17 protein-coding genes and 1 riboswitch are annotated in these 17,716 nt (G+C 44.0%); of the genes, 8 read left to right on the top strand and 9 right to left on the bottom strand.

The genetic code is table 11. The annotated features are described in order from the left end of the window. Window positions 1–34 precede the first annotated feature (34 nt). Window positions 35–733: an arginyltransferase gene (locus FC652_RS10675; protein ID WP_176298545.1), complete on the bottom strand. Its 699-nt coding sequence runs from the start codon at window positions 731–733 to the stop codon at window positions 35–37. Beyond that, the gene (gene aat, locus FC652_RS10670) at window positions 730–1,443 is read right to left on the bottom strand and encodes a leucyl/phenylalanyl-tRNA--protein transferase (protein ID WP_176298544.1); all 714 of its coding nucleotides are present in this window, start codon (window positions 1,441–1,443) and stop codon (window positions 730–732) included. Before aat ends, FC652_RS10675 begins: the two co-directional genes overlap by 4 nt. 36 nt (window positions 1,444–1,479) lie before the next feature. Between aat and FC652_RS10665 the strand changes: the two genes are divergently transcribed. Both FC652_RS10665 and aroA read left to right on the top strand, forming a co-directional pair. Then, window positions 1,480–1,935, top strand: a complete 456-nt coding sequence (locus FC652_RS10665) for a glycine zipper 2TM domain-containing protein (RefSeq protein ID WP_176298543.1) — start codon at window positions 1,480–1,482, stop codon at window positions 1,933–1,935. A gap of 124 nt (window positions 1,936–2,059) precedes the next feature. Beyond that, window positions 2,060–3,346, top strand: a complete 1,287-nt coding sequence (gene aroA, locus FC652_RS10660) for a 3-phosphoshikimate 1-carboxyvinyltransferase (RefSeq protein ID WP_176298542.1) — start codon at window positions 2,060–2,062, stop codon at window positions 3,344–3,346. A 68-nt stretch (window positions 3,347–3,414) separates the two neighbouring features. Here aroA and FC652_RS10655 read toward each other — a convergent pair whose 3' ends face one another. Further along, window positions 3,415–3,663: a YciN family protein gene (locus FC652_RS10655; RefSeq protein WP_176298541.1), complete on the bottom strand. Its 249-nt coding sequence runs from the start codon at window positions 3,661–3,663 to the stop codon at window positions 3,415–3,417. Between the two features lie 412 nt (window positions 3,664–4,075). Between FC652_RS10655 and topA the strand changes: the two genes are divergently transcribed. The 4 genes from topA (at window position 4,076) to FC652_RS10635 (ending at window position 10,834) form a co-directional block, all read left to right on the top strand. Next, complete coding sequence (topA, locus tag FC652_RS10650) at window positions 4,076–6,700, top strand: type I DNA topoisomerase (protein ID WP_176298540.1); 2,625 nt, start codon at window positions 4,076–4,078, stop codon at window positions 6,698–6,700. 466 nt (window positions 6,701–7,166) lie between these two features. Further along, on the top strand, window positions 7,167–8,384 hold the full coding sequence (gene glgC, locus FC652_RS10645) for a glucose-1-phosphate adenylyltransferase (protein ID WP_176298539.1): 1,218 nt from the start codon (window positions 7,167–7,169) through the stop codon (window positions 8,382–8,384). Continuing rightward, window positions 8,374–9,831: a glycogen synthase GlgA gene (gene glgA / locus FC652_RS10640; protein WP_176298538.1), complete on the top strand. Its 1,458-nt coding sequence runs from the start codon at window positions 8,374–8,376 to the stop codon at window positions 9,829–9,831. Before glgC ends, glgA begins: the two co-directional genes overlap by 11 nt. Before the next feature lie 208 nt (window positions 9,832–10,039). Further along, complete coding sequence (locus tag FC652_RS10635) at window positions 10,040–10,834, top strand: alpha/beta fold hydrolase (protein ID WP_176298537.1); 795 nt, start codon at window positions 10,040–10,042, stop codon at window positions 10,832–10,834. 64 nt (window positions 10,835–10,898) lie between these two features. On the opposite strand, the gene FC652_RS10630 is transcribed toward FC652_RS10635, so the two are convergent. The 5 genes from FC652_RS10630 to torD form a co-directional block, all read right to left on the bottom strand. Then, window positions 10,899–11,207: a DUF2007 domain-containing protein gene (locus FC652_RS10630; RefSeq protein WP_176298536.1), complete on the bottom strand. Its 309-nt coding sequence runs from the start codon at window positions 11,205–11,207 to the stop codon at window positions 10,899–10,901. Between the two features lie 9 nt (window positions 11,208–11,216). Continuing rightward, window positions 11,217–11,897 carry a TVP38/TMEM64 family protein gene (locus FC652_RS10625; RefSeq protein WP_176298535.1) on the bottom strand — a complete coding sequence of 227 codons (681 nt, stop codon included), beginning with the start codon at window positions 11,895–11,897 and terminating at the stop codon, window positions 11,217–11,219. Window positions 11,898–12,024: 127 nt separating this feature from the next. Further along, on the bottom strand, window positions 12,025–12,618 hold the full coding sequence (locus FC652_RS10620) for a TfoX/Sxy family DNA transformation protein (RefSeq protein WP_176298534.1): 594 nt from the start codon (window positions 12,616–12,618) through the stop codon (window positions 12,025–12,027). A gap of 115 nt (window positions 12,619–12,733) precedes the next feature. Beyond that, window positions 12,734–12,822: riboswitch (cyclic di-GMP riboswitch) on the bottom strand. A gap of 195 nt (window positions 12,823–13,017) precedes the next feature. Further along, complete coding sequence (purR, locus tag FC652_RS10615; RefSeq protein ID WP_176298533.1) at window positions 13,018–14,022, bottom strand: HTH-type transcriptional repressor PurR; 1,005 nt, start codon at window positions 14,020–14,022, stop codon at window positions 13,018–13,020. Window positions 14,023–14,330: 308 nt separating this feature from the next. Then, window positions 14,331–14,978, bottom strand: coding sequence for a molecular chaperone TorD (torD, locus tag FC652_RS10610; RefSeq protein WP_176298532.1), 648 nt, complete (start codon window positions 14,976–14,978; stop codon window positions 14,331–14,333). A gap of 235 nt (window positions 14,979–15,213) precedes the next feature. Between torD and torR the strand changes: the two genes are divergently transcribed. Continuing rightward, complete coding sequence (torR, locus tag FC652_RS10605; RefSeq protein WP_013571408.1) at window positions 15,214–15,927, top strand: two-component system response regulator TorR; 714 nt, start codon at window positions 15,214–15,216, stop codon at window positions 15,925–15,927. Between the two features lie 80 nt (window positions 15,928–16,007). On the opposite strand, the gene elyC is transcribed toward torR, so the two are convergent. Further along, a complete protein-coding gene (elyC, locus tag FC652_RS10600) occupies window positions 16,008–16,808 on the bottom strand; it encodes an envelope biogenesis factor ElyC (protein WP_176298531.1) in 801 nt (266 codons plus the stop codon). A 97-nt stretch (window positions 16,809–16,905) separates the two neighbouring features. Between elyC and cmoM the strand changes: the two genes are divergently transcribed. Continuing rightward, window positions 16,906–17,715, top strand: coding sequence for a tRNA uridine 5-oxyacetic acid(34) methyltransferase CmoM (gene cmoM, locus FC652_RS10595; RefSeq protein WP_237286525.1), 810 nt, complete (start codon window positions 16,906–16,908; stop codon window positions 17,713–17,715). Window position 17,716: the final 1 nt, after the last annotated feature.

Raw genomic sequence — 17,716 nt, 5'->3', positions numbered from 1 at the left:
GATAAAATATAAAAAAGTAAAGTTGGGCCGTATTCTACCCTTGCCAACGCTGATTTACTAGTTTTTGGTGGCATTGAAATCGAACTTTATAGTTCATCGCTGGACATTCGTTAATCTGATAACCAAGATAAAGCCACTGTTTACGTTCTTGCTGACAGTATTCAATTTGGAACAAAACCGCCAATGTTCCTAGAGATAGCGAGTGTTCAGGGGCAAAAAACGTATAAAACGCACTGGCACAGTGGCTCATCACATCAGTGACAGCAACCGCAATCAGTTCATTATCTTGGTAAATATGTAAAAATTGCGTTGTGAGCCACTGGTTTCTTGAAAAGTGGTCAAAGTCTGCCTTTTTTGGGGGGTACATGGTGCCGTTGGGATGGCGCACAATAATGTAGCGACTATAGAGTTCAAACCAGTCTTCATCCATTTTGTTTTTTATGCTCCAACTCAGTTTTCGTGCTTTGGCCAATAGCCTTTTTTGACTTTTGGATAACTCAAAGTCAGGCACGGAAATGCGGATCGGCAAGCACGATTGACAGCTGTCGCAGTGAGGTTTGTAGATGGTGTTGCCACTGCGACGAAATCCATTGGCTAGCAGAACTTCATAATTGTCAGCCGTGTGCATATCCGCCTCAAGTGCTACGGCGACTCGTTCTTTTCTCTCGGGCAAATAACTGCAAGGATGATTGTCTGTGAGCCCTATTTTGATCTGATGGATATCTGAACTCATGCATTGTGCCTCTTCAACCATTGGGGTGAGAAACAACCCGACGTTACTCTCTGTTGTTTTAAGCATAGCAGTCGTTGGAGAAATTCCTCTCTCGGCAACGTAAAAGCCCCCAATGAATGCAGATGAGAATTCATCACCTGGCAATCGATCAGCTTGCCACCATGCTCGCTGAAATGACGGCAAAAATACCATAATGCAATTTTAGATGCGTTGGTTTCGAGGCTAAACATCGATTCGCCACAAAACAATTCTCCTATGCTAAGGCCATAGAAACCGCCAATGAGTCTTTGATCTTGCCAAACCTCAACCGAGTGACAGACACCTTGCAAAGCTAATGAGATGTAGGCCGCTTGCATCTCATCATTTAACCAAGTTTCTTCCGCTGGTCTTGTGTTGCCACATAGCTTAATGACTTCTGGCGTCGCATGATTAATGCTGACGTGGTATTGAGCCTTTCTCTGGAACTTTTTAAGGCTTTTTGCGGGTAAGAAGGTATTTGGATCAAAAACGGCTCGCGTAGATGGACTCCACCACAAAATGGGTTCTCCTGGCCCGTACCACGGAAAAATACCATGGTGATATGCCGCGATCAGTCTTTCTGGTGTGAGGTCTCCACCAAAGGCCAACAAGCCATTTGGATCGGCCAATGCCTTTTCTGCAGGAGGAAAGTCTAAACTTTTACTATCAAGTTCTGTCAGATAGATCGCCATGTGAGAATATCTATAGTCCGGTTTGAGGAGATGTTTATGAAAAAATGGTTGTATTGCCTGCTGCTTATGCCGTTTCTAGTGCACGCAAACTATGAGAGGAATGTAGCAAAGCCAGTGAATAAAGTCATTTATGGCGAAGTGGAATCGGTTCGATACATTTCTCAACAGGAGATTATGCGCTCTCAAGCCGAAGGGTGGAAAACATTACTCGGTGCCACGATAGGTGGTTTAGTTGGAAATCAGTTTGGAGGAGGAACTGGGAAAGAGGTTGCAACAGCCATTGGCGCAGTAGCGGGCGCTGTCATCGTACAAAACCAAGGTCAAAGTGAATACCGCATTGAATATCAACTGGTTGAACTGTTGATTAAGACGGAAAAAGGGCAGTTGATTAATGTTATTCAGGACGTTGATAAGAGTATGTTATTCAACCGTGCGGATAAGATTCGGATACTTTATTTTGATGATGGAGTTAGGGTTGATTTAGCACTTTAGATTTGAGTAATTATTCACTCATTTACACTGGTTTTATCGGTTCTTTTTCGTTAGTCTGAAGTCACGAAGAATAAGTTGAAGTCCCCACCTTAAGGAAAACGGGACTCAAGGATTAACTCAATTAATGGAAAGCCTTACGTTACAACCGATTAAAAAAGTCAATGGTGAAGTGAACCTGCCTGGTTCAAAAAGTGTTTCTAACCGCGCCCTGTTATTGGCTGCCCTTGCTCAAGGCACAACGCGACTCACTAACTTGTTAGACAGTGATGATATCCGTCATATGCTGAATGCGCTAACGAAGCTTGGCGTGCATTATGAGCTCTCTGACGACAAAACCGTTTGTGTTGTGGAAGGCTTAGGCCGTCCGTTTACAGCGACTGAGGCTCAGGAGCTGTTTTTAGGCAACGCCGGTACAGCGATGCGCCCACTTGCCGCAGCGCTTTGTTTGGGCAAAGGGGAGTTTGTACTGACGGGCGAACCGCGAATGAAAGAGCGCCCTATTGGGCATTTAGTGGATGCCTTAAGAGAAGCGGGTGCTCAAATCGAGTATCTTGAAAACGAAAACTACCCACCGTTGAAAATCAACGCAACAGGCTTGCAGGCGGGAACTGTAAATATTGACGGCTCTATTTCTAGCCAGTTCTTAACAGCATTTTTAATGGCGGCACCGTTAGCACAAGGTGAAGTGAAAATTCATATTGTCGGTGAACTCGTTTCAAAACCTTACATCGACATTACACTGCACATCATGAAGCAATTTGGTGTGGATGTGGTCAACAATGCCTACCAAGAGTTTGTTATTCCAGCCGGTCAAAACTATGTATCGCCAGGCCAATTCTTGGTGGAAGGTGATGCCTCGTCAGCGTCTTATTTTTTAGCTGCTGCCGCAATTAAAGGTGGCGAGATCAAGGTAACGGGAATCGGCAAAAATAGCATTCAGGGAGACATCCATTTCGCTGATGCTCTTGAGAAAATGGGTGCCGAAATTGAGTGGGGAGAAGATTACGTCATTTCCCGCGTAGGTCAGCTAAAAGGCATCGATATGGATTACAATCATATTCCCGATGCTGCGATGACGATCGCGACAACAGCTTTGTTTGCTGAGGGAACAACGGCCATTCGCAATGTCTACAACTGGCGTGTGAAAGAAACCGACCGTTTAACCGCAATGGCAACAGAGCTACGGAAAGTGGGCGCGGAGGTTGAGGAAGGTGACGATTACTTGATTGTGAAGCCACCAAAACAGCTTAAACATGCTGCAATTGACACCTATGATGATCACCGTGTAGCGATGTGCTTTTCATTGGTGGCACTGAGCGACACGGCAGTGACAATCAACGATCCTAAATGTACCTCGAAAACATTCCCAGATTACTTTGAAAAACTGGCTCAGTTAAGCCAGTTTGCTTAAAAAATGGCGAGATACGCAAATAATAAAGCCTTGGTTTCATCCAAGGCTTTTTGCTTGTTTTCAGCGGGTTATTTTTCGAGCGTGAACTCTTTTGATAGATGGTGTGCAAGATATTTGAACATGTTGAAAACAGCGGTTGTATTTGTGGTTGGTAGACCATTTTGATCAAGGAAATACTCGCCTTTGAAGACAAGGACATCGTCTTTCTCTTCAACACTGGTTGCTCTCATCCCTTCAATATAGTCGTCATGTTCTTGGATGATGTGGTTAGCAATTAACAACAATTCGAATTGAGAAATCGATTTTTTATCGCTCATTGTATTAGACCTGTACTATGTTTTATCAAAACTAGTCTAGGGTTTTAGAAGTTGATTTCAATCTCAATTTTTCGCAAGAAGTGGATAGCATCGTTTTGATTGATGTCGATCATAAAACGTTTTGTGACGCGCAACAGAAAAATTAGGTTTTTATTAGCAACAAAATTCCTCCGTTGCTTAGTATACGTCGGTCTACAGTTTCCGCATTTTTGTCGATAGAAGCAAAAGCCGTTATTTAATGTTGAGCGATGAATTGTCGACCAAACGAATTCGAAATGTAAAAAAGCAGTTGATCTTCTTTTCATCTCGCACAATAGTAAAAAAAGAAGCAATGAAATAGTACAATGTACCGATTACTTTTATCCCGTAAATAAGAGTAATGTGATCATTTTTAAAGGACGTTAGAGTCAATATGGGTAAATCGCTCGTTATAGTGGAGTCGCCAGCTAAGGCTAAAACGATCAATAAATATCTTGGAAAAGACTTTATTGTTAAGTCGAGTGTCGGCCATGTTCGTGACTTGCCTACAGCAGGTCAAAGTACAGGTGAAAAAGCGGCAGCCATTTCCACCAAGGGTATGAGCGTAGAAGAAAAAGCTCGTATTAAAGAAGAGAAAGATCGTAACGCACTGATCAAAAAAATGGGTATCGACCCATATCATGATTGGGCGGCAAACTATCAAATTCTGCCTGGCAAAGAGAAGGTCGTTAGTGAGTTACAGAAACTCGCCAAAGATGCTGACTTTGTTTATCTCGCAACCGATTTGGACCGCGAAGGGGAAGCTATTGCGTGGCATCTTCGTGAGATCATCGGTGGTGATGAAGCGCGCTATAAACGAGTTGTCTTTAACGAAATTACTAAGAATGCTATCCAGCAGGCCTTCAAAAAGCCTGGCCACTTGAACATGGATGGTGTTAATGCCCAGCAAGCACGCCGTTTTATGGACCGCGTGGTTGGCTTTATGGTTTCCCCATTATTGTGGAAGAAAGTCGCTCGCGGCTTGTCTGCCGGCCGCGTACAGTCTGTTGCAGTGAAATTGCTGGTAGAACGTGAACGTGAAATTAAAGCGTTTGTTCCAGAAGAGTTTTGGGACATTCACGCCAACACGCTGACGCAAGAAACCATGCCATTCAAGCTTTTGGTGGCACAAAAGTCGGGTGATGCTTTCCGTCCAGTCAATGAAGCGGAAACCAACGCAGCACTGGCGGTTCTGCAAAAAGCACAGTTTGAAGTTTGTAAGCGTGAAGACCGCCCAACTAAGAGCAAACCTTCAGCACCATTCATTACCTCAACGCTACAGCAAGCTGCCAGTACGCGTTTAGGTTACGGCGTTAAGAAAACCATGATGTTGGCCCAGCGTCTGTATGAAGCAGGTTATATTACTTACATGCGTACAGATTCGACCAACTTAAGCCAAGAAGCCGTAGATACGGTACGTGGTTACATCAATGATGAGTTTGGTGCGCGTTATTTACCTTCTGAACCGTTGGTTTACGGTAGCAAGCAGGGCGCTCAAGAAGCTCACGAAGCGATTCGTCCTTCTGATGTCAATATCAAATCAGATGCTCTAGAGGGTGTGGATGCCGATGCACACAAGCTGTATGCCCTAATTTGGAATCAGTTTGTTGCCTGTCAAATGACCGAAGCAGAGTACGACTCAACGACAGTGAGCGTTAAAGCGGCAGAGTATACGCTCAAAGCCAAAGGCCGCATTCTGAAGTTTGATGGTTGGACTCGCGTACAGCGTCCACTGGGCAAAAATGAAGATACGATCCTTCCAGCGGTTCAAGTGGGTGATAAGCTAAGCCTAGAGTCTCTAGAGCCAAAACAACACTTTACTAAGCCGCCTGCGCGTTTTACCGAAGCCGCCTTGGTTAAAGAGCTTGAGAAGCGTGGTATTGGCCGTCCATCCACATACGCTTCCATCATTTCTACGATCCAAGATCGTGGTTATGTGAAGGTCGAACAGCGCCGTTTCTATGCAGAAAAAATGGGCGAGATCGTGACTGACCGCCTAGATAACAGTTTCAACGATCTGATGAACTATGATTTCACTGCTCGCATGGAAGAGAAACTGGATAAAATCGCCGAGGGCGATGTGAACTGGAAAGAGGTTCTCAATCAGTTCTTTGCAGACTTCACCACCGATCTCGGGCGCGCTGAAGAAGACGAAGAACATGGCGGTATGAAGCTCAATCATATCGTGATGACGGATATTCAATGTCCGACCTGTTCACGTCCAATGGGCATTCGTACTGCGTCTACTGGGGTTTTCCTTGGCTGTTCTGGTTACGCGTTGCCAGTGAAAGAGCGCTGCAAAACTACGATTAACTTAGGGGACGAAGATGGCATCATCAACGTGCTTGAAGAAGACGTGGAAACAGCGGCACTACGAGCAAAGAAACGTTGTCCTATCTGTGAAACCGCGATGGATGCATACCTGATCGATGATAAACGCAAGATGCACGTATGTGGTAACAATCCAAACTGTGAAGGTTACTTAGTCGAGCATGGCGAGTTCAAAGTGAAAGGTTATGACGGTCCTGTTGTCGAGTGTGATAAATGTGGCTCGGACATGGTGCTGAAGAATGGCCGTTTCGGCAAGTATATGGATTGCACCAGTGAGTCTTGTAAGAATACGCGTAAGATTCTGAAAAACGGTGAAGTCGCACCACCAAAAGAAGATCCAGTTCACTTCCCTGAACTGCCATGCAGCAATTCAGATGCGTACTTCGTTCTTCGTGATGGTGCTGCCGGCTTATTCCTTGCCGCGAGTAATTTCCCGAAATCAAGAGAAACGCGCGTGCCGTTGGTTTCTGAACTCGCTCGATTTACTGAGCGCTTGCCAGAGAAATACAAACACCTCGCAGAAGCACCGGCACAAGACCCTGATGGGGTTGAAGCAGTTGTTCGTTTTAGCCGTAAAACCAAAGAAAACTATGTACGCACTGAAGTCGATGGAAAACCGACAGGTTGGACTGCGCTTTATGTCGATGGTAAATGGGAAGTGACGGATAAACGTAAGAACGCAAAGTAGACGATCTCCTTAATTGAAAAGCAGCCTTGAAGGCTGCTTTTTTTATGACCAAGTACAAGAGACTCAGAGGTTGATGAGAGCGATAATTTAACACTCCGGTTTTTCTGTCATGTCAGTATCATATGCCTGACTTATTCTGTTCATATCTACTAGAGATTGCGAGTGTCGGAAATGTGTAACGCTGCTGATCAGGATATGTAAATAAACACCTGTTCGAGTGTGACTTAGATAACGAGTTGCTAAAGTAACAAATGCACGCAGCACACAATACCTTATTTGAAATTGTTTTTTGTAGGAAGTGAGATAACTTATACGAAACTCGTGCAATATTAATGTAATGCCTTGATCAAAAATGATTCGGCTTAAACAATTCAAGGCTTGGTACGGGTGGTTAAATTATGCTCAGTCATCCCCCATTGATTCTAATGACTGAGTTTCCTAGCTATAACGAAATGGAGAACAACGAATGGCTGGTGTTTTGGGAATGATTCTTGCTGGCGGTGAAGGTTCAAGGCTACGTCCTTTGACGGAATCTCGTAGTAAACCCGCGGTGCCTTTCGGCGGTAGTTACCGCTTAATCGACTTCGCGTTAAATAACTTTGTGAACGCAGACTTGATGCGTATCTACGTGTTAACTCAGTTTAAATCTCAATCTCTGTTCCATCATATGAAGAAAGGGTGGAATATCAGTGGTATTACTGATCGATTCATAGACCCTATTCCAGCACAGATGCGCACTGGCAAACGTTGGTACGAAGGCACTGCGGACGCAATCTATCAAAATCTACGTTTTATGGAGCTATCTGAGCCTGAGCAAGTGTGTATTTTTGGTTCGGATCACATCTATAAGATGGATATCAAGCAGATGCTTCAGTTCCACAAAGAGAAGGAAGCGGCGCTCACTGTATCGGCGCTTAGAATGCCATTATCTGAGGCTTCTCAGTTTGGCGTTATCGAAGTGGACGCAGAGGGACGTATGGTGGGTTTTGAGGAAAAGCCTAAAGCGCCAAAATCGATTCCAGGTGATCCAGACTTTGCCTTGGTTTCAATGGGTAACTATATCTTTGAAGCGGATGTGTTGTTCGCTGAGTTGATTGAAGACGCGGACAATGAAAATTCATCTCACGATTTCGGTAAGGACATTATTCCAAAAATGTTCCCGCGTGGTGACGTATTCGTGTACGACTTTAGCCAAAACCGAATTTCTGGGGAAAAAGAGCAAGTCTATTGGCGTGATGTCGGTACCATTGATGCGTACTGGCAAGCTCATATGGATCTGCTGAAGAAAGACGCGCCTTTCTCGTTATACAACCGCAAATGGCCGCTGCATACTTATCAACCACCGTTGCCTCCTGCAACGTTTACAGACTCTGATAACGGTCGTGTACAAATTATTGATAGTTTGGTTTGTAATGGCAGTTATGTCCGTGGTTCGCGTATTGAAAAGTCAGTATTGGGATATCGTAGCAACATTGCATCGGCTTGTGATATCAGTGAGTCGATTCTGCTTGGTGACGTTAAAGTAGGTGATGGTTGTGTTCTTCGTCGTGTAATAGTGGATAAAGACGTAGATATAGCACCAGGCACACAAATTGGTGTCAACCTGCAAGAAGATAAGAAACTCTACCATGTTTCTGAAGAGGGTATCGTTGTAATTCCAAAAGGAGCAAGAGTTGGCTACTAACGCTTTGTCGATTCTGTTTGTAGCGTCTGAAGTTGAAGGTTTGATCAAAAGTGGTGGCTTGGCCGATGTGGCCAAGGCACTGCCTGAAGCTCTCGTCAATCTCAACCAAGATGCAAGAATTGCCATTCCGGCTTATACCATGATTCCTGGATTGAGTGATGATGAAATCATCTTGGACACACACTTAGAATCTTGGCCTCATACTCATTATCAAGTAAAAAAGCGTGTCTTGGGCGACACGCCTGTCTATCTCATTGCGTGCGCTCACTATTTTGATCGTCCGTCGATGTACGCTGAAAACAATCAAGCTTACACCGATAACGGTGAGCGTTTTGCGTTTTTCAGCGCCGCATGTTTAGACATGCTGGCAAAGATAGGTTTTCAACCGGATATTGTTCATGCCAATGATTGGCATACAGGCTTCGTCCCATTTTTGCTTAAGCACCGTTACGGTCAGGATCCGTTTTTTGCACAAACAAAGAGCATTTTGTCGATCCATAATGCGGTCTTTAAAGGTGTGTTTAACTACGAGGAGGTACAGTGCCTTCCAGAGTTTCATTGTCGTCACGTTCCTGATGCGGCAGTCAGCAGTACTCACATTACCATGCTAAAAGCGGGCGTGATGAATGCGGATAAAATTAATGCCGTTAGCCCAACTTATGCAGAAGAGCTGAAAACTGAGTTAGGTAGCCATGGCATGGCATGGGAGTTTCAAACGCGAGCGGATGATCTCGTAGGCATTCTCAATGGTTGCGACTACTCAGCTTGGCATCCTGACACCGATACCTACTTGCCAATAAACTATAAAGCCACCAAGCAAAGTATGGTTCGTGGGAAAAACGGTTGTAAACGTGCCCTTCAAGAGCAAATTGGTTTGCCGGTCAAAGATGTTGCTATGTTTGGTATGGTCTGCCGACTAACCCATCAAAAGGGTGTTCACTACCTTCTGCCAATCCTCTCTGACTTTTTAAAACACGACGTTCAACTGGTTCTAGTTGGAACGGGAGATCCGCTTTTAGCCGCTCAATTGCGTGACGTTGCTGCGCAATTTGGTGACAAATTTGTTTTTGTCGAAGCTTACAACAATCAATTGGCTCATTTGGTGGAAGCTGCCTCAGACTTTTTCCTTATGCCATCTGAGTTTGAACCTTGTGGCTTAAATCAAATCTATAGCATGGCGTATGGCTCCTTGCCTATCGTGCGTGGTGTCGGTGGATTAAAAGACAGTGTGAGCGATTACGATGTTGATGCGCAGAGTGCAACAGGATTTGTGTTCTATGAGCCTACCGCTCAAGCATTGTTGATTACCATGCAAAGAGCGTTGTTGCTGTATGCACAGAACCTAACAGAGCTTCGACGAGTTCAGCTATACGCGATGGAACAAGATTTTTGCTGGAACACAGCCGCGCGAGAGTACATAGAGTTGTATCTATCTGCTCTAAAATAGAGTAAAAGTTCTGAAATATGAATGGAAAGGCACCGAATATGGTGCCTTTTTACGTTTTTTAACGGAACACAAATAGAAATAGAAGCGTTATATGGTAGGATTCTTGCTTCTCGATACCAAGGTTCAAGATACCGACATGTGATGGCTTTATTCAACCGCGGAAAATCTTGTTCTAGACTTTAAGCTAACTTTTTATTGGCGTGTCAATATGGCTCAAACGTTACTGTTTCATAAAACCTACCTTCATCCTACCAGTCAAGAATGGGTGGTATTCGTGCATGGGGCTGGTGGCAGTTCTTCGATTTGGTTTAAGCAAATAAAGGCATACAAGCAACACTTTAACTTATTGCTCGTTGACCTGAGAGGTCATGGTAAATCAAATCAACTGTTAAAAGAGCTGATGAGCAACCGCTACACATTTGGCGAAGTGACAAAAGATATTGTTAAGGTATTGGACCATTTAAAAATTCATTCTGCCCACTTTGTGGGCATGTCCTTGGGGACAATTATCGTTCGCAATTTAGCGGAGATGGCGAGTGAAAGAGTGAAGTCTATGGTATTAGGTGGTGCCGTTACGCGTTTGGATGCTCGTTCTAGAGTATTGGTTTCCTTAGGGAATATAGGTAAGCACATCTTACCCTACATGTGGCTTTACAAACTGTTTGCCTACATTGTTATGCCACAAAGAAATCAACAAGAATCGCGGCATTTGTTTATTAGAGAAGCAAAGAAGCTCTGTCAAAAAGAGTTCAAACGATGGTTTATTCTCGCTTCGGAAGTCAACCCTTTGATGCGCTACTTCAAAGAGCGAGAACTACCCATTCCGACGCTCTATTTGATGGGGGATAGGGACTATATGTTTATTAAGCCCGTCAAAGAGATGGTTGCTGCACATAGGCGAAGTGAGCTGCGTGAAATTAAAGATTGTGGTCATGTTTGTAACGTAGAAAAGTCAGAAGAGTTTAACCAGCACTCGATAGAGTTTATCCAACGTCAAATCTAACATGAGTGAGAGGAGTGCCAAGCTCCTCTCTATTACCATCTCACTTTCTATCGAAATCCTATACTTATTCGAGTGTAGAACCACAATACCAACAAGCGCCAAATTGCCCTTCAATTTCCTCGCCACAGTGCTTACACTGCCAATTGGCAACAGATGTACATTGGCTTTGGTAACTCTCCACGACTGTTTTCGCAAACGCCAGCTTATTTGGTTCCAACAGCCATACATAAGGATTGGTGTCGTCTGTGGCTGGAAGCTCCCCTTTAAGACCAAATAAACCTTCACCACGTACTTCACACAGTATTTGCTCATTAAGTAGCAACTGACAAACAATATGCGCTTCTATCGGTGTATTAGCCGTAAACACTCTCATAATGGCATTCTACTGAGACGTGAACTGTGGACGAAACTTGCTCATCAACCACTTAACAGCGATTGGAAATACACCAAGTAAAGCAAAAGAGGCGATGACAGCCGGTGACAAAATACCAGATAAGGTATTGATCTCTGCCAACTGAGTCCCAGCATTGAGGTAAACCGCCGTGCCGGGCAACATGCCAATTTGGCTAGTGACGTAGTAACGACTGATAGAGATAGGGGTTAACCCCATTAATAAGTTAATTAAGAAAAATGGGAATATCGGTATCAGGCGAAGTGAAAATAGGTAAAACGCGCCATCTTTCTCAACACCTTGATTCACCGAGTTCAGTTTGTCTCCAAATCGCTTCTGGACCCATTCTTTCAATAGGTAACGACTGCTTAGAAATGCGATGGTGGCCCCTATGGTACTGGCAAAGGAAACCAGAAGTAGGCTAAACCAAAAACCAAAGAGAGCAGCGCCAAGCAGTGTGACGACGGTCGCCCCTGGTACAGAAAAAGCAGTCAAAGCGACGTAAAGGATGAAATAGCTGATGGCGGATAACCAGAAGTTATCTTCAATAAAGTGAGTTAAAGCGACTTGCTGCGCCTTAGCGTTTTCTAAGGTGAGGTATTGGCTAAAGTTAACACCCAATAAGATGATAGTGGTGATAAGCAACAGTCCGAATACGAGTTTTTTGTTCATTGATAGATTCTCCAGATAGCGTTGTAATCAGACCCGAGTGAAAAAGAAATAATTTCGTGCCATACGAAAAAACCACACCTGTAGGGGTGTGGTTTCTAGTCTATAACTCAATAGTCACTTTGTCTTACTATGAAGACAAGTTATTCACTAACTCATCACGTCGTTGTTGAGGGATAACGCTCCAATGCGTCCCTTTAATTGCGCCCTCAAGTGCCCACAACAGCTCTAAGCTGACTGAGCCCGTGTGTGTGTTTTTAATCGCTTGATACGCGCGAGCAGCGCCCTGCGATTCCAACTGTTCTACGGTTTCAATACCTGCCTTCTTCAACATTCGTTCGGTGGCTAAACGTAGGTTAGGGAGGTCTTTAAGTCTATCCGGTTTTGCAGTTGCTTGTTGCTGCTTGTCACTATTTGCACTCTTTAGTGCCTGTTTCGCTACGGACAGAAGCGCATTTTGGTCTTGCCAAAGCGAATCAGAGATCGCGTAGTACTTAGTGACAACTGGAAACCCACGCTTGGTATAAACGTATGGTTTTAGTCCTTTCTTTTCGAAAAGTAATGTCGATTTTTGATCCGCGCGAATATGAAGCTGGTCTTTGACAACGAGCGCAAACATCGTCTCATCTGCAAAAAGGCCGAACCCGCCAAACATAGAGCGAGACTTTATCGCACCAAGTTGCTCAAAAAGCTTCATTGAATCTTTGAGTATCGGTTTATCCATGATGTGTTATCTCGGTGTAATTACAATTACGCCACCAAATCAGGTCCGAGAGATTAGCAAACCAATGCAAATACAATGTCATTAATGGGTAAACTTGTTGTTATGCATTTTTGCCATCGGTAACCCCGCTACCTACCAAATTATGAATGGTTTAGGCCGGAGGCTTTGCGTCCCACCTTTTCAGATGGTTTGCCCTGTGCGTGACACTTAAAGAATACGATTTCTATTGGAGTAACATCACATTTTGAGATTAAAAGTGTGACATTGCTTCAAGTAATAGCTGCAGTTAAGTGAATGAGTGCTCGATTTTAAGAACTGAACAGAATTTGACTTAACAAATCACTTACTAAGAATAAAAAAAAGCACCCAGACTTGGATGCTTTAGAATATTAGTGTTAACTAATTGATTTTTTTAACTGTGTCGCGAATAACGAGCTCTGGGTGCATTTCAAATATACGCTTATCGTGCTCTTTATCCTTAATACGCTCGAGAAGGATCTCAAATGCATTTTTACCGACACGACGTTTTGGCTGGTGGATTGTTGTCAATGGTGGCGAGAAGTATTCTGCCAACTCGATATTGTCGTAGCCGATCACAGAGATGTCTTCTGGAATACGACGCCCTAGTTGTTGAAGACGGCTCATCAAACCCAGTGCCATGGTATCGTTGAAGCAGAAGACTGCCGTTGGGCGATCTTGCCACGACGCGATCTTGTCAGCTGCCATCACTGCCGTGTCGCATTCGAAGTTCCCTTCAAGGATCCAATCTTCGTTGACTGTGATATTGGCTTCCTTCATCGCACGTTTAAAGCCTTGGATGCGCTCTTGGCACGCGGCTTTTTCAAAGTGGCCGCTCAAACAGGCGATTTTTGTATGGCCGTTGTCAATCAGGTACTTAGTGGCCAAGTAGCCACCTTCTTCTGAGTTATCGATGATTTTATCGGCTTGTGAGCTGATTGGGCCCCAATCCATAATTACTTTAGGAATATCTGCATGCTTATCAAGCATTTCGCGCAGCTCTTCGGTGAGGTCTGAACACATCACCAAAATGCCATCTACGCGTTTTTCGGCAAGCATGCGAATGTAATCACGTTGCTTCTCGTAGATACCGCCAGTATTACAAAGAATTAGTGTGTAGCCTTGACGGTAGCAGTAGCTTTCTACACCATCAATCACTTCAGAAAAGAACAAGTTGGTAGATTGCGTAACCAGCATACCAATAGTGCGGGTGGTGTTGCACTTTAAGCTACGAGCCACTGCGCTCGGTGCGTAGTTGAGCTCGTCAACCGCTTTCATGACTTTTTCTTGAGTGGCTTCAGCCACGAATCGGGTTTTATTGATTACGTGAGAAACCGTTGTAGTTGATACGCCAGCGAGACGTGCGACATCTTTTATTGTGGCCATAGGTATTGTCCTGTCCTAGGTTGCCAGTTGAAATGAAGTACATTCGTGGCAACACGGTTTGCTACCTTTCTCCGATTTCGCCTTAAAAGAAGACACACTAGAAAAGCAGCAGCTTAGCTTAAAAAAACACAAAAACCGCTGTGTTTCAGCGGTTTGCATTAAAATCATGTTTTATCGATTGCGGTCTCAATTTTAGACTGTGACGGCAAAGCTGGCAACCTAATCGAACCGCGAAATCTGTATCCGCGTTCACACTTTAGTGGTTAAAGTGTAACCGAGTGTTTGCTCTATTGATAAGGGCGTAATTATTATCCAACTAAATAGTCGCTGTCCAGCTTACAAAATGCGACAAGTAGTTTTATCGCACTGGAATAGAAACCAAATTCATCACATTCCTTTGCACGAACAGCAAAGCTTGGAAGCCAAGAGAGTAACATTTCTTGGAGAAAGTCGTTTTGTTCGACAAACGCTTCTTCCATGTGACGCTCTTGTTCAAGTTCATTGGAGCGAATGATGAGGTTGCCAAGAAAATCGAGCATGATGGCCAAGTGATCGGCAGGTTCATTCAATTGTTGATTGACCTGTACGCCATGTTTTTGAAGCCAAGCGTCCATTTTTTGTGCCGGATCACCATTAAGCAGGCCATCTTTTGTGAGATAAATTGATGCGTATGGAAGCGCACCGTGTTTTGCGGTTTTCAAAAACAGGTCACAAAAATCCGCGGATAATTCCAGTTGTGCATCTTGACGGTCAACCAGACGATTGAGGGCATCGACAAAGTCATCAATCGATGGACGTAGCGAATCGTTCTCAGCCAATCCAGTTAAAAACGCTCTAATTTCCATGCTTTGATATTTATCGAGCTCTTTCTGTGTCAGTTCTTTGGCAAACAAGCTGGAAAGCCACCAATATATTTCCGCACGTTTTTCATTAAAGGCTTTTATCTCTTGCATCATTTATCGCTCCTAAATCAATCTCCTATAAGTGTAACCAAAAAAAATGAATAGCAATAACGCCTATTGTTAAGAAAAATATAAAGATAATTATGCTTATTAATAGCTTGATATTAAGCTTGTTTTGAATCAATAAAAATCAAGATACTTGCATTTCAAACGAAGTATGACTAGAAATGTTACTAGTTATGAATAGAATGTCTGCCCGTGTAGACAGAAATGACATGAAGTGGTGTAAATGAGCTATCACGTATTAGTCGTAGAAGATGATGTAGTGACTCGCAGTAAACTTGCGGGTTATTTTCAAAAAGAAGGTTACACAGTAAGTGAAGCGGAAAGTGGTGCTGAGATGCGCCATATTTTGCAAAATAGCTGCGTTGATTTGGTGATGTTAGACATTAACTTACCAGGCGAAGATGGCTTGATGCTGACCCGTGAACTACGCAGCCAATCGGACATTGGCATTATTCTGGTAACCGGACGCACGGATAGCATAGATAAAATTGTTGGTTTGGAGATGGGGGCAGACGACTACGTCACCAAACCATTTGAGTTACGTGAACTGCTGGTTCGAGTGAAAAACTTGTTGTGGCGAATTTCGCTTACGCGCAGTGGTGGCTCAAAACACCAAGACGCAGAAAACGAAGACCATATTGTCCGTTTTGGTGATTGGACCTTCGATATTCATCGTCGAGCGTTGAGTCATAATGGTGAGCCAGTGAAGTTGACCAAGGCAGAATATGAGCTGCTGGTGGCACTGTCTTCTTACCCAAATCAGGTATTAAGTCGTGAGCGCATTCTCAACATGATCAGCCATCGCGTTGATGCGCCAAACGACAGAACAATCGATGTTTTGATTCGTCGTATGCGAGCTAAAATGGAGTTTGATCCTAAGAACCCACAAATTTTTGTGACCGTACACGGTGAAGGTTACATGTTTGCTGGCGACTAGGCGTTGTTTAGAAAGCCAAAATTAACAAACAAAAAAGAGCTGAGTAAGCTCTTTTTTTGTTTTTTGCAGCTCATGAAGCATCATTTTGATGCCCGATTCTCTGCCATGATTTGTTCGTCAGTAAGAAGCAAATCTCGCATGCCTTGCCATAGCTGCCCAAGGGTTTCGTGCCAGTAGCGCTCTGTTTGCTCAAGGTAGATGGCTTTAGGGGCATATCTATCCCAAGCTTGAGAGATGTTTTTTTGCGCAAGGTAGTTTGTTGGCGCGGGTAACGGCGTTATGCCAGCGTCATGAAACTCTTTCATTGCACGTGCCATGTGGCTGGCAGAAGTAACCAAAACCAGCTGTTTCTGACGCACAAACGCCGCTGCTTGTCTCGCTTCTTCCCAAGTATCTTTGGCATCTTCAAGAAGAATAATGTCTGATTTCGCGACACCCAGAGCCAAAGCCACATTCGCCATCATGCGCGCATGGCTGGTTTCTGAGCCGCCCGCATAGCCAGACAGAATCAATTTTGAGCCCGGATACATCTTTAAAATACGAATCCCTTCCGTCAAACGCATCAACGAAGTACGGCTTAACTCAGACGTAGGGGGGATTTGATCATCCACCACATGGCCATTGCCCAATACCATGACGTAATCGACGGTTTGTACTTCGGGTAGAAATACAGAGTATTGCCTTTCTAATGGCATTAATAACTTGCTGGCAACGGGTTGGAAAGAAACCAAGAATATCCCCAAAAAGGAGAATAATATGATGAAACACCCCGTTTTTTGTCTGGTGCTAAACATAATCAGCATCAGACCAGCTAAGCCTATTAAAAGTAGTGCTGGCAAAGGCATTAACAGTGCCGAGAGCACTTTTTTCAGCTCAAACATACAGAAATAGTCCGAAAAAACATCACTTGATAATAAAAATAAGAGAATGCCTCTTTATATCTGCTTTCCTTATGACAGAATAGCAGCACGATTAGATATGATAACTCAAGCTGCTGTGAACCAAGACCGTAATTTCGACGATATTGCCCACAAATTTGCAAAAAATATTTACGGGTCAGACAAAGGCGAGATTCGCCAAGTGATTGTTTGGGAAGATCTTCAACAATTGTTAGCCACCTTTGACGAGGCCAAACCGCCTCTAACCGTATTGGATGCGGGGGGCGGGTTGGCACAAATGTCACAAAAGCTTGCCAAACTCGGACATCGCATTGCCTTATGTGATCTATCTTCTGAAATGCTGCAATTAGCAGAGCAGGATATTGCAAAAAATGGCTTGCTTGAGCAGTATCGGCTGATCCATTCTCCGGTGCAGAAGATTGGTGAGCACCTAGCAGAGCCCGTCGATGTGGTGATGTTTCATGCTGTGATGGAATGGTTGGCGGATCCAAAATCCGCGTTGGAAACGGTATTAGAACAAGTCGCACCGGGTGGCGCCGCGTCTATTATGTTCTACAACCACCATGGCTTGGTTTATAAGAATGTGGTCTGTGGCAATATCCCACATATTCTTGAGGGTATGCCTCATCGCAAACGCTTTAAGCTGCAACCGCAAAAAGGCCTAGAACCTCAATCTGTTTATCAGTGGATTGAAGACGCAGGTTTTGAAATTTATGGAAAATCCGGTATTCGCTGTTTCAGTGATTATATAGGGAACAGACAGAATATGGGTGATTACCAGTACGAGGATGTGCTCGAGTTGGAACGACGTCTGTGTCGCCAAGAGCCTTACCTCTCGCTGGGCCGATACATTCATGTGTGGGCTAAGAAGAAAGATAAACAGGAATAAC

This window comes from Vibrio sp. 05-20-BW147 (assembly GCF_013369385.1).
Lineage (GTDB): Bacteria > Pseudomonadota > Gammaproteobacteria > Enterobacterales > Vibrionaceae > Vibrio > Vibrio floridensis.
The sequence above is the reverse complement of the archived record's forward strand: the minus strand, read 5'-3'. Positions and strand labels throughout refer to the sequence as shown.